The organism is Pantoea sp. GM01 (assembly GCF_000282675.1).
GTDB lineage: Bacteria > Pseudomonadota > Gammaproteobacteria > Enterobacterales > Enterobacteriaceae > Pantoea > Pantoea nemavictus.
Genome location: NZ_AKIU01000007.1, coordinates 94,437 through 107,381, shown reverse-complemented (window position 1 = coordinate 107,381; position 12,945 = coordinate 94,437). Strand labels below are relative to the sequence as shown.

Sequence of the window (12,945 nt, the reverse complement as noted above, 5' to 3'; positions counted from 1 at the left end):
CCCAGAAACATGATGCATTTCACATTTAACTGTCGCTCTGCTTGTCGGAAATCCTCAGCCGATTATGATCTCGCGAGATTGTTACTGCGTTCAGCGCAGGCAAAACCTGGCACGCCGTCCTCCCGGTGGGTCAGGTTTTTTATTTTCAGGGCTGAGAAAAATGAAAATCGCGAAAATCCTCAACAATAATGTCGCGGTGGTGCTGGGCGACAACGGCAAAGAGCAGGTGGTGATGGGACGCGGTTTAGCGTTTCAGAAGCGCGTCGGCGACACACTGGATGCGCAACAGATCGAGAAAGTGTTTGCGCTACAAAGCGATGCTTTAACCGGACGGCTCAGCGAACTGCTGTCGGATATTCCGCTGGAGGTGATTACCACCAGCGAACTGATTATCGCCAACGCACGTCAGCAGCTTGGCCAACCGCTGCATGAAAGTCTCTCCATCGCGCTGTGCGATCACTGTCACTTTGCCATTGAGCGTCATCAGCAGGGCATTCCGATTCGCAACGTGTTGAAGTGGGAGATTAAAACGCTGTATCCGAAGGAGTTCTCGCTTGGCCTTGAAGCGCTGGAGATGATCAGCAAGCGCCTGGGTGTCGTGCTGCCGGAAGATGAGGCCGGCTTTATTGCGTTGCATCTGGTGAATGCGCAGCTCGGCAGCGACTTCGCTGATGTCTCGCACATCACGCAGTTTATGCAGGAGATTCTGCATATCGTGAAGTATCGGCTGCAGCTCGATTACCGCACCGATAGCCTGAGTTACAACCGCTTCGTCAACCACCTGAAGTTTTTCGCCCAGCGCATGTTGGGTATACGTGGCGTGTGGAGTGAGGATGAATCACTGCATGATGTGGTGCGTGACAAATATCCCCTCGCCTATCAGTGTGCAATGAAGATCGACCAACATATTCAGCAAAAATATCTGTATGAACTTTCCAGCGAAGAACGCATGTTTCTGACGATTCATATTGAACGCGTACGCAAAGAGACGCTGGCGTTGCAGGAAGATGCCGACGAGGCTTAAACAGGGTGCGCACCAATGCGCACCCTACGAAAACCTCGCCACCTACGTTATTTCAACGCTTCACCATGACTGCGGATCACGTCCTGATACCAGAAGAAACTCTTCTTGCGCGAACGTTCCAGCGTGCCGTTGCCGGCATCATCACGATCAACATAGATAAAACCGTAGCGCTTGGAAAACTCGGCTTTGGATGCGCTAACCAAATCAATCGGGCCCCAGCAGGTATAGCCCATCACCTCGACGCCATCCTCAATCGCTTCGCGCACCTGCACCAGATGATCGTTGAGATACTGAATGCGATAATCATCATTAATAGTGCCATCGGCTTCTACCACATCTTTGGCGCCCAGCCCGTTTTCCACGATAAACAGCGGCTTCTGATAACGGTCATAAAGAATATTGAGCAGAATGCGCAGCCCTTCTGGATCAATCTGCCAGCCCCAATCAGAACTCGGCAAATGTGGATTCGGCACCATTGAGAGAATGTTGCCGCGCGCTTTCTGATTATCCTCTTCATTGGTGGTGACGCAGCCGGTCATGTAGTAGCTGAAGGAGATGTAATCGACGGTGTTTTGCAGGTCGCGTTTATCTTCGTCGGTCATCGCAATAGTGATGCCGCGATCGGCAAAGAACCGCTTCATATACGCTGGATAAGCGCCGCGTACCTGCACATCGCCAAAGAACAGCCATTCGCGGTTTTGCTGCAAGGTTTCCAGCACGTCCGCCGGTCGGCAGCTCAATGGATAAAGCAGCGCGCCCAGCAGCATATTGCCAATTTTGCCGTCCTGCACGATTTCATGGCAGGCTTTTACCGCGCGACCACTCGCCACCAGCTGGTGGTGAATCGCCTGATAAATCGCCTGCTGGTCGCTCTCTTCCGCCAGCCCCACGCCGGTGAAAGGCGCATGCAGCGACATATTGATTTCATTGAAGGTCAGCCACAGCTTCACCTTGTGCTGAAAACGGGTGAACACTGCGCGCGCATAACGCTCGAAACAATCAATGGTGATGCGATTGCCCCAGCCGCCATACTTTTTGATTAAGCCATACGGCATTTCATAATGTGACAGTGTCACCAGCGGCGTGATGTTGTATTTTGCCATCTCATCAAACAGACGATCGTAATAGGCCAGTCCCGCTTCATTCGGCTCGGCTTCGTCGCCCTGCGGGAAAATGCGCGTCCAGGCAATTGAGGTACGCAGCACGGTAAAGCCCATTTCGGCGAATAGTTTGATGTCCTGCGGGAAGCGGTGATAGAAATCGATGGCGGTATCTTTGATACCAAAGTCATCACCGCTGCGCTCCACGCGCGCGCCAAAAATGCCTTTCGGTTGTAAATCCGACGTGGATAAGCCCTTACCGCCTTCCTGATAAGCCCCTTCAACCTGATTGGCGGCAACCGCGCCACCCCATAAAAATTCATCCGGGAAACGTTTAGTCATTTGCTTACTCCTTGGTTATTTCAGCACGGCCAACAGCGGAGCGCCTTCGCTCACCGCCGTGTGGCTCAGGGTTAATACATCCACAAAATCATCACTGTTACTCACCAGCACTGGCGTGGTGAGATCGAATCCTGCGGCTTTGATTGCATCGAGATCGAATTCCAGCAGCACATCCCCCACCTCAATCGGCTGATCGTTCGCGACCCTGGGATGGAAAAATTGTCCGTCCAGCTTCACGGTGTCGAGGCCAACGTGGATCAGCACTTCCGCGCCCTGTTCTGAGGTCAGGCCGATGGCATGACCGGTGCGGAATATCGACGACACCACGCCGTTTATCGGGGAAACCACGCGCCCCTGCTGCGGGATAATCGCCGCCCCTTTGCCCAACAATCCGCTGGCAAAGGTTTCATCTTTGACCTGCTCCAGCGGAATCACTGCTCCCGCCATCGGGCTCACCACGCTTTCGCGTCGCGTGAGGCTGGCAGGCGGTGCAACCGCGGCGGGCGCCGGTGTTACTGCCGCTGCCGGCGTGGCGGCTACTTCGCTAAGGCCAAATAGATAGGTGGTGACGCAGGCAAACAGCAGCGCCACCGCTGCACCGGCGAATGCCGCCAGCACGCTGGCATCAATGCCACTGTTCGGCACCACCTGAATAAAGGTGAAGACGCTCGGGAAGCCAAAGGAGTAAATGGTGGTGTGCCAGAAACCGAGAATCGCCGCGCCCAGCGCTCCGCCAATGCAACCGAAGATAAACGGACGACGGCGCGGCAGCGTGACGCCATAGACTGCCGGCTCGGTGATGCCAAAGATGCTGGCGGTGAAGGCCGATCCCGCCATCGCTTTCAGCTTAGCCTCTCGGGTACGCAGGAAGATGCCCAGCGTCGCGCCCGCCTGCCCCAGCACCGCAGGCATCAGCAGCGGCAGCAAGGTGTCGTGACCAAAGTTGGCGAGGTTATTCAGCATAATCGGCACCAATCCCCAGTGCAGACCAAAAATGACGCACACTTGCCAGATTGCGCCCATCACCGCACCGGCAATCATTGGGCTCAGGCTATAAATCCACAAATAGCCTTCGGCCAGCATGCGGCTTAGCCAGGTGGCCGCCGGGCCAATGGCGAGAAAAGTCAGCGGCACGGTAATCAGCAGGCAGCATAACGGCGTGGTGAAGTTACGCACCGCGCTGGGCGAACGCGGATGCACCCAGCGCTCAATCAGGCTGGAAACCCAGGCGGCAAAGATAATCGGGATCACTGAAGAGCTGTAGTTCAGCACTTCCAGTGGAATGCCAATGAACGTCAGCGCGTTGCCCTGCTGCTGCTGTTGTAGCACCTCAAGAATTATCGGATGCACCAGCGCAGCGGCAATCGCCATGCTGACAAACGGATTGCCGCCAAATTTTTTCCCGGCGCTGTAGCCGAGCAGAATTGGCAGGAAATAGAACAAACCGTCGCTGGCAACAAACAGCACCTTGTAGCTGCCGCTGCTGGCATCCATCACGCCGATCACCAGCGCCAGCGCCAGCAATCCTTTAATAATACCGGAGGCGATCATCACGCCAATAAACGGGGTGAAAATGCCGGAAACCAGATCGATAAAGCGGGCAAACAGGCCTTGTGGTGCCTCGTTATCGGTGGCGTCGCTCCGATCGTCCAGCGCATGTCGTGCGGTCAGTTCGCGATAGACCTCAGCAACCTGATTACCAATCACCACCTGATATTGGCCGCCGCTCTCCACCACCATGATCACGCCAGGATTGTTTTTCAACGCCGCCGTTTGCGCCTGTTGACTGTTTTTGAGCTTGAAGCGCAAACGCGTGGCGCAGTGCATCACGCTGATAATGTTCGCTTTGCCGCCGACGCCGGCAACGATCTCATCCGCCAGTTCCTGATATTGCATCACTCTTTCTCCTGAACAATGCCCTGCATTTATGCCCCGAATTCCGCGCAAAAAAAAACCTGAGGCGCGCCCTCTTCGAAATGAAAAAGGGCGCGCCTCAGGTTTTGCCTGCCGAACAGTAACAATCCTTAACGCGGGCTATCTTGCTTACAGCGTGGGGAAAGTGGCAAGCAATTTTCCGCAGCGGCATGACAAAGCGTGAAGCACATCACTGTTTACTGCGACGATGCGCTCCGTTTAAGCGCGGTTAACGCGAGCACGCTCAGCAGCGCACCAATCACGATTAACAGTAGATAGCTCATCACCTGCAGCAGCCAAATCCCCAAAACGCCGCCGCCAAGAAAGGCCAGTACGGTGTAGCAATGCAGTTTCAACCGCTCGATATACAGTGGCGCATCTTTGGGGGATTCTTTGCGGCGCAGCACATCAAACAGCATCGCTAACTCAATGCCGATGTCGGTGGCGGTCCCCGAAACATGCGTGGTACGGACGCGCGCGTTGGAGATGCGCGTCACTACCGCGTTCTGCAAGCCCATTAGAAAACTCAGACTGAGCACTAACAGCACGCCAGAGCCGCTGAATCGAAACGCGCTTTCCATCACGCCCAGCGCCAGCAGCGCAATGCCTTCAATCAGGATATTGATCGCGTAGATGCCGCGGATTTGGCGCCTTCTGCCGGTGTTAATAATCAACGTTGAGACCGATGAACCGGCGATAAACAGCAAGACGATGAGGAGAAAAAACAGGCCGACGTGCAGATTGGCTTTCGCCAGATGATCGGAAAGCGAGGAGACGTTGCCGGTCATGTTTGCCGAAAAGAAACCGACGGTCTCGAACGCGGCGGTGTTGAGCGCGCCGGCTACCGCAGCCAGCGTGCAGGCCAGGCGAATGTCGGTATTAAAGGTGCGGGTGTTCTCGGCGGTGATCAGCATGGCAATTCCTGGCCCGGTGAAAGATGCGTATCTTCCCCCCGCAGCCAGGAATTCTCAAGCGCGGTTAAGCGACGCCGTCTGCTGCTTCCTGATCCTGCTCGCTAAAACGATCGCGCATCTCATTTTCGATCTGCTCAAGCGATTTGCCTTTGGTTTCCGGCAACATGGTAATAACGAAGATCAGCGATGCGACGTTAATGGCGGCAAAGATAAAGAAGGCAGCGTTGCCGGTAGCGGCCAGCAACGGTGGGAAAGCAAAGGCCACCGCCGCGTTGCAAATCCACTGGAACGACACCGCCGCACCGGTGAGCACGCCGCGCAATTTCATCGGGAACAGCTCGGACATCAGCAGCCAGTAAACCGGTGAAATACACATCTGCATAAAGAACAGGAACACCAGAATGGCCGCCAGCGCGAACATACTTTGCGTCATGCTTTGTGGCATCAACAGCAGCACACAACCCAGCGCCAGCTGCATGGCAATCACTACCGTCAGCCCGGTCATCAGCATAGTACGACGTCCAAAACGCCCCACCGCTTTGATACCGACTATGGTTGCAATGACTGATACCACGCCGTTTCCGATGGTCGCGGCAATCGAGGCGTTGGTGCCCATGCCGGTGGTTTTCAAAATCACCGGCGTGTAATACATAAAGGCATTCACGCCGGTGAACTGGATAACAATACCCAACCCCGCACCCACCAATAGCAGCCTCATCACCCACTTCTGCTGCAACAGTTCACGAGCGGACGGTCCCTGTCGCGAAGCTTTGGCATGCTGACGCATCTCCGCCATCTCTTTTCGCACTTCGCGCGGTGTTTCACGCAGCTTGTGCAGAATACGGCTCGCTTCTTTGATGCGCCCTTCTGCCACCATCCAGTGCGGCGAAGCCGGTACAAAGAAGGTACCGATAAACAGTAACGCACCCGGAATCATCGCCAGCGCTAGCATGTAACGCCACATATGCGAATCATTGAGCAAATAGCTCATTAGCGCACTGACCACATACGCCAGCAGCTGGCCGGAAACGATCATCAGCTCGTTGCGACTCACCAACGGTGCGCGACGTTTAGGCCCGGCGATTTCTGCAATAAATACCGGCACGGTTGACGATCCGCCACCCACCGCGATACCCAACAGGAAACGCATCGCCACCATCACATGCAGATTAGGCGCCAATGCGGTACCAATGGCGCCGGCGACGAAGATCAGCGCCAGGCTGCGCAGCGTAATGCGGCGACCGAAGCGGTCGGAGAAGTAACCGCTAAGGAAAGCGCCAAGTGCGGCGCCGAAGATCAGTGATGACGTCACTAAACCTTCGGTGAAGGGGGTGAGATCGAGGCCGCCCTGATCGGGCGGTAAGGTCATATACGGCAACGCGCCGGAAATAATGCCGGTGTCATAACCAAACGCCAGCGCTCCCATGGTGGCCACCAGCACCACAAAAAACAGGCGCTGTTTCACGGTAAGGTTGCTTAGTGCTGAGTCGTCTTCATTGTTTTGCTGCGATGTTTCCATTCCTGTTCCCTGCATATTGAACGCGCCGCGCGGGCGCAAAGGCGTAATCCCAAAAGGCAAAAGTATAGACAGGATTTTTAAAATGTGACGAAGGTCACTGTTAATCGGTTAGAAAACGCACTGTGAAGGGTGTGATCGACGTCATTGCTTATTGGAACAACGCGATAGCCAATAAAACTTCTTTTGATCTGTTTCAAATGATCATGCTTTTCGCCCTGGCTTTACCAAAACCACCGACTAGAATTTCAGCGTGACTAGCTAGTCCTTAAATCTAATGGAACATTGATAAGAGGTCTTCCTATGAACAAACAGAGCTACAGAGGCGGCGCAGGGAATTTTGCTAACAATCCGGAACGTGCAAAAGAAGCTGGCAGTGCGGGAGGCAAAGCCAGCGGTGGCAACTTCAGAAACGACCCTGAAAGAGCCGTTGAAGCGGGCCGGAAAGGAGGCAAAATAAGCCGTCGTCCTCCAACGAAGTCTGAGTAAGGCGCCTTAGGATGTTGTTCGCCATGGATTGGCATCCCCTATTAACCGTCAAAGGGTTTTCCGCTAACCAACCCACTGCGTTTTTTCAATCGCCACACATGTGGTAACCTATATACATAACGCATATGTTTTATATATAGGTCACATCATGGGTATCGTAAAAATCTCCGACTTAATGCATGAGAACTTGCGCATTGCCAGCACGGCCATGAGCCGTTCCATCAACGCACAGGCAGAACACTGGATGAAGATCGGCATGCTGGCCGAGATTTATCCCACCCTCAATCATCAGGAATTGACGCGCTTACTGATGCGCGTCGAACGCGACAGCGGCGCTGATTTAGCGCAGCTGCTCGACCATCCTTTATTCACATCGCAGGGAATCGCGTCATGAGCATCAAACTGCACACCGCTGAAGAGATCGAACTGGCGCGCGCCGCCGGACACGCCGCCGCCAAAGTGCTGGAGATCATCACGCCGTACGTCAAACCGGGCGTCACCACTGATGAACTGGACGCGATCTGCCACGACTATATCGTCAACCAGCTCAACGTGGTGCCCGCTAATATCGGCTATCAGGGCTATACGCGCACCACTTGTACCTCGGTCAATCACGTGGTGTGTCACGGCATTCCAGGTGAGAAAAAGCTCAAGGATGGCGACATCGTGAATATCGACGTCGCCATCATTAAAGATGGCTGGTACGGCGATACCAGCCGCATGTATTACGTTGGCCAACCGTCGGTGCGGGCGAAAAGACTGGTGGAGATCACCTACGACTCGATGGTGGCGGGCATTAACGTGGTGAAGCCGGGCGCGACGCTGGGCGATATTGGCGCAGCCATTCAGCAGGTCGCAGAAAAAGCTGGCTTCTCGGTGGTGCGGGAATATTGTGGTCACGGCGTCGGCGAGGTGTATCACGGCGATCCGCAAATCCTGCATTACGGCACGCCGGGTGCGGGATTAGCGCTGCAGGCCGGGATGATCTTCACTATCGAGCCCATGATCAACGCCGGCAAAGCGGGTACCAGCGTGTTGTCAGATGGCTGGACGGTGGTAACCAAAGACCGCTCGCTGTCAGCGCAGTGGGAACACACCATCGCCGTGACGGAAACCGGCTTTGATTTGCTGACGCCGTGGCCAGAAGGCACTGGCGACTATGCGCCGATTTAGCGCAAGCCTATAACCGCTCTCGCTAGTTTCTCTTTAGACGCAAAATAGGGGAATACAGAATCCGCAGGGGATTCTGTATCCGCAATTTATGCCGTTCTGCGCAGCGTAAACACGCTAACGCTGTTCACCATATTGTTTGCCTGCTCGTTCAGCATCGCCGAGGCCGCCAGCGACTGTTCTACCAGCGATGCATTTTGCTGCGTGGTGATATCAATCTGGCTGATGGCGGTATTGATCTGGCTGATGCCATCCGCCTGCTCGCTGCTGGCCTGGTTTATCTGCACCAGTAATTCTTTCATGCTGGCAACGTTGGACATCATGTCGGACATCAAGGTATTGGCGTCGGTGACCATATCGCGACCATCCGCAATGCGCGTCGAAGACTCTTCAATCAAGTGACGAATCTCATGCGAAGAGGTAGCGGTTTTCTGAGCCAGAGCTCGCACCTCCTGCGCCACCACGGCAAAACCACGGCCATGTTCGCCGGCGCGTGCGGCCTCGACAGCAGCATTGAGCGCCAGAATATTGGTCTGGAAAGCGATAGAATCGATCAGGTTAATAATGTCAGCCATGCGGCTAGCAGAATCATGAATCTCGGCCATTTTGGTCGCGACATTGTCCATCATGCTGGCATTCTGCCCCATGGCGCTTTCCGCTTTGGTTGAAAGATCCGCCGCTACGTGGGTATTGTTGCGGGTGTTACTGATAGTGGCGCTGAACTCCTCAACCGAAGCCGCGGTTTGTTCCACAGAACTGGCCTGCTCTTCCGTACGGGCAGCGAGATCGTGGGTGCCCGACATTATTTCGCTGGCGCCACCGGATATCTGTTCTGCGCTAATACGAATATGGCTAACAATCCCCGACATTTTCTCCTGCATTTGCTGAATGGCATTAATTAGCTGCCCCATTTCATCTTTACGCTGCTCATGAAAATTAGAGCTGAGATCGCCATCAGCCACCCGACCAAGAAACGCAATGACTTTTCTTAATGGCACAGTAATCGAACGGATAATAATCCAGCCAATAAACGCCGACAGCAAAATAGCCACAATAAAAATAATTATCATGGAGATTTTAGTATTGCTGTAGGACGCCATAAAGCTGTCGTAAGAGCCATTCATCTGCTGCTCTTGCAGCGTAATAAACCCCTCCACTTCCGCAATATAACTCTTTTGCGCTAAAGTCAGCGCGGTAAAATAGAAATCTACCGCTTTACTCACATCACTATTTATCAATTCGAAGAAGGCCATTCTCTCTTTAAGAAAATCTGCTCGCTTGGCCTGGACTCGGGCAAGAAACGTTTTTGACTCCTCATCCGTCGCCAGTAGCGCCAATTGCTTGTAAGTCTCTGTGATTTTATTCGAGGCATCCTGGAGATTGGTTTGAATCGCGGCCCGACGCTGCGCATCGATAGGGCTCAGCAGCAGCGCCTGCTGCTGTATCGTCACGTTTATTTCATCAATCAGTTGGTTGCCGAGCGCGATGGTTGGGTAGTCATCTTTCATCATGCCATTAACGCCGGTTTCCGCTAACAACAGCGAATTTAAGCCGAGCGTCGCCACTAATAGCAGCATGGCGATATTGAGCACAGAAGATATTGTTAATTTAGTCCGCAACTTTACATTACGCGAAAATCTTTGAACTACGTCCATTTAGAAACCTCAATGATTTTGATTGAAAAGTAGTGAAGAGAACAATGTAATTTTATCAATAGACGATGTTCCGCAACTTAAATTGCGGCATCTCTGCTGTTATCGTCAGTCAGTTGTTTAACATTAGAGGCAGGAAAGTAATTAATTTGAAATCGATTTCATTGATCAGTATTACTTCTTTATCAAAAATGAACACTCGCACCAACACCGATTTCTTTGCTTAATTTATAGATAAGCACGCAATTGATCGCCATTCCTTTTAAAGAATGATCTTTTTAATCGCATATACGTTAATTTGACTCAACGCTAATAGATTGCATTTCTAAATATATTGATTAGGCATTTTCTGCCAGCAAACGAACGCGGTCAGCAACGTCAAACGGCTGACCGATTTTTCAGCGATTAAACCAGGCCAGGCATATCCACTTCCGTGCGCCGCAGAATCGCCTCATTTGCCACCTCCGGCAGCTGTAACAGCAACCAGTCGGCCATCTGTGTTTCATGCTGCAAAATACGCTGGAAGGTTTTCACGCCCTCAGCGTCTTCCGCCTGCTGCGCGGCGGCCAGCAGTGCGGTGTAAGTCGCCACTTTATAGTTGCAGAATACATAGCTGCTCACCGCGATGCGCACGCCCTCTTCATCGCGCAACATATCGCTGGCCGCTTGTCCCACTGCCGACATACGGCCAAGCGCCTCTTTCAATGCCGACCAGCTGCTGTCGTATCGCTTCAGTGCCTCTTTCACCTGCTTCTGCTGTTCACAGGTTTGTTGCATGTACTGTTTGATACGCGCCTGCAGTAGCGGGAAGGCGTCCAGACGCAGCGCTGCGGCCTGCAGCAAAGACTCGGCATGTTTTTCCATGGCATGCGCATCGCGCAACCAATCTAGGTAAACAATTTCTTTGGTCATCAATTCGCTCCGAAAGTGGAAAGCAGGGTTACAGAACGGTTTGCTGGTGGAACACCGTCGATAGCGACCCGTGGGGATTACATCGGCTCATTACGTTAATAAACTGGAAATAAGCGAAGCGTTAATTAAAACCAAACGAGCAGATTAATTAAACGTAGCAAGCAAGTGCCGCTACGCAAGTAATGAATCGAAGAAATGCGAGAGCGGTTAAATGTAACAACCCCACCGCTTCGCTTATTATTCTTGCAATCAAAGCTTCCCTCTTTACGTTAAAAAAATAATAATTAGCATTCATGGAAGTTGCATGATGACAGGAATGAAAAACGGGTCGATAGGCAGACTATCAAGATTTTTAAATTAGGCCTTAAGATTAATCCTGGCTTGAGTCTGGTAAAAATGGCATTACATTTATTTTGCATCATATTGGTATTGAACAGAGAGGAGAACCAATGACGGACGCTAAGAAGCTACCCGATGAGGAAGAAAAAAAGCCGCAACGTCGTGGTGGCGCGGGCAACTTCGCAGAGAATAAGGAACGCGCAGCCGAGGCTGGGCGCAAGGGCGGTCAGGCTAGTGGCGGCAATTTCAAAAACGATCCAGACCGCGCCATTGAAGCGGGAAGGAAAGGAGGAAAAATTAGCCGACGCAAATAACATTAGCCTAACAACAATACATTTTTAACCGCGTTTTACTTCTGCACAACACTCTCCTGACTCTGTATTTACGCTTCGCTTAAATACAGCTTTCTTCATGTCAGGAGAGTTATTTCACGCAAGAAACCATTAGGTTGATTAATTATTGATCAATCTAATCTTATTTGCCGCTTCGCTTATTCATGATCAAATAACATTTGCAGCCTAATAATCAGGCATGGGCTGACAGATATATTATTTAGTGCGAATGATGAACTTTCTGTTCACGCCCAGCATATTCTTAATTACCTTTTGGATTAATCACTCAGGTTAGCAAAAAGATAAAAAAGGGAGCCGAAGCTCCCCATTAACTTAATGCGCCGCTATTTGTGGTGGCAGTTTTTACGGCGCACGCGCTTTGGCAACTTCAGCCGCAAGGGGATACCAGCGGATAGTTTTCGAAGCAGTACCTGCTTAAGACCAACAGCAATAGCTTTAAGATCATCATCGGTTAGGTTTTGCGCGCGGCTGAAACGTGTGACTACGGGAAATGTGGAGAAATAATAAACATTACTGTTCATATTCCAGGCGCATTGTCCTGGTACCGCTTCTCTAGATCGGAAATTTCACATTTAGTCTCATCAATTATTATTTTGTCGATTCTGATTCTACTCTTAGCGCTCATTTACCTGTAGAAAACGGATATTTTGTATGAAAACTCACCTCTTCACGCTTAGCGCACTGCTGTTAACCACCAGCCTTTCAGCCGTTACTGCTCAGGCTGCGACCACGAAAAATCCGCTTAGCGTGCACGTATTAAATTTGCAAACCGGCTCACCCACTTCCGGTATTGAAGTGGAACTCGATCAAAAGCAAAATAATAACTGGGTGAAATTAGCCACCGGCAAAACGGACAGCAACGGCCGTATTAGTGCGCTGTTCCCTGAAGATAAAACGGCTAGCGCTGGCAGTTATCGCGTGGTGTTTAAAACCGGTGACTATTACAAAATGAGCAATCAGAAAACATTTTTCCCGGAAATTCCGGTTGAGTTCAATATGGAAAGCAACGGCGAACACTACCATATTCCACTGCTGCTGAGTCCGTTTGGCTATTCAACCTATCGCGGTAACTAAATTCATCGCTAAATAATGCGCAATCTGTTGCGCATTATTTTAGCTGTCTATCCGCCTCATCTCGTCCCCCGTACTTTTCAACGCTAAAGTTTTTCTCACCCATGCCGATGCTGCCACATATCTAGGATTAACCACTTTATGGATTA

12 protein-coding genes are annotated in these 12,945 nt (G+C 51.9%); 6 read left to right on the top strand and 6 right to left on the bottom strand.

Annotated elements, in window-relative coordinates; all coding sequences use genetic code 11:
* Positions 1–160 precede the first annotated feature (160 nt).
* The gene (gene licT / locus PMI17_RS03155) at positions 161–1,024 is read left to right on the top strand and encodes a BglG family transcription antiterminator LicT (protein ID WP_007886020.1); all 864 of its coding nucleotides are present in this window, start codon (positions 161–163) and stop codon (positions 1,022–1,024) included.
* Positions 1,025–1,071: 47 nt separating this feature from the next.
* Here the strand turns inward: licT and PMI17_RS03150 are convergent, their stop codons facing one another.
* The 4 genes from PMI17_RS03150 to PMI17_RS03135 form a co-directional block, all read right to left on the bottom strand.
* On the bottom strand, positions 1,072–2,466 hold the full coding sequence (locus PMI17_RS03150; protein WP_007886017.1) for a glycoside hydrolase family 1 protein: 1,395 nt from the start codon (positions 2,464–2,466) through the stop codon (positions 1,072–1,074).
* A gap of 15 nt (positions 2,467–2,481) precedes the next feature.
* Positions 2,482–4,362: a PTS beta-glucoside transporter subunit IIABC gene (gene bglF, locus PMI17_RS03145; RefSeq protein WP_007886015.1), complete on the bottom strand. Its 1,881-nt coding sequence runs from the start codon at positions 4,360–4,362 to the stop codon at positions 2,482–2,484.
* A gap of 215 nt (positions 4,363–4,577) precedes the next feature.
* Positions 4,578–5,294 carry a YoaK family protein gene (locus PMI17_RS03140; protein WP_007886013.1) on the bottom strand — a complete coding sequence of 239 codons (717 nt, stop codon included), beginning with the start codon at positions 5,292–5,294 and terminating at the stop codon, positions 4,578–4,580.
* Positions 5,295–5,358: 64 nt separating this feature from the next.
* Positions 5,359–6,813 carry a sugar porter family MFS transporter gene (locus tag PMI17_RS03135; protein WP_007886011.1) on the bottom strand — a complete coding sequence of 485 codons (1,455 nt, stop codon included), beginning with the start codon at positions 6,811–6,813 and terminating at the stop codon, positions 5,359–5,361.
* A gap of 300 nt (positions 6,814–7,113) precedes the next feature.
* Here PMI17_RS03135 and PMI17_RS24655 point away from each other — a divergent pair, with 300 nt between their 5' ends.
* The 3 genes from PMI17_RS24655 (at position 7,114) to map (ending at position 8,472) form a co-directional block, all read left to right on the top strand.
* The gene (locus PMI17_RS24655; RefSeq protein ID WP_007886009.1) at positions 7,114–7,299 is read left to right on the top strand and encodes a general stress protein; all 186 of its coding nucleotides are present in this window, start codon (positions 7,114–7,116) and stop codon (positions 7,297–7,299) included.
* Between the two features lie 148 nt (positions 7,300–7,447).
* On the top strand, positions 7,448–7,693 hold the full coding sequence (locus tag PMI17_RS03130) for a ParD-like family protein (RefSeq protein ID WP_007886008.1): 246 nt from the start codon (positions 7,448–7,450) through the stop codon (positions 7,691–7,693).
* Positions 7,690–8,472 (top strand): type I methionyl aminopeptidase, encoded by a 783-nt coding sequence (gene map / locus PMI17_RS03125; RefSeq protein ID WP_007886007.1) that lies wholly within the window; start codon positions 7,690–7,692, stop codon positions 8,470–8,472. The genes PMI17_RS03130 and map overlap by 4 nt, the downstream gene beginning before the upstream one ends.
* Before the next feature lie 86 nt (positions 8,473–8,558).
* Here the strand turns inward: map and PMI17_RS03120 are convergent, their stop codons facing one another.
* Positions 8,559–10,124, bottom strand: a complete 1,566-nt coding sequence (locus PMI17_RS03120) for a methyl-accepting chemotaxis protein (RefSeq protein ID WP_007886006.1) — start codon at positions 10,122–10,124, stop codon at positions 8,559–8,561.
* Positions 10,125–10,526: 402 nt separating this feature from the next.
* Positions 10,527–11,033, bottom strand: coding sequence for a DUF892 family protein (locus PMI17_RS03115; protein WP_007886004.1), 507 nt, complete (start codon positions 11,031–11,033; stop codon positions 10,527–10,529).
* Positions 11,034–11,482: 449 nt separating this feature from the next.
* Between PMI17_RS03115 and PMI17_RS03110 the strand changes: the two genes are divergently transcribed.
* Positions 11,483–11,686 (top strand): general stress protein, encoded by a 204-nt coding sequence (locus PMI17_RS03110; protein WP_007886002.1) that lies wholly within the window; start codon positions 11,483–11,485, stop codon positions 11,684–11,686.
* A gap of 690 nt (positions 11,687–12,376) precedes the next feature.
* Entirely contained in the window at positions 12,377–12,799 is a 423-nt protein-coding gene (uraH, locus tag PMI17_RS03105) for a hydroxyisourate hydrolase (protein WP_007885995.1), read from the top strand.
* The last annotated feature ends 146 nt before the right edge of the window (positions 12,800–12,945 follow it).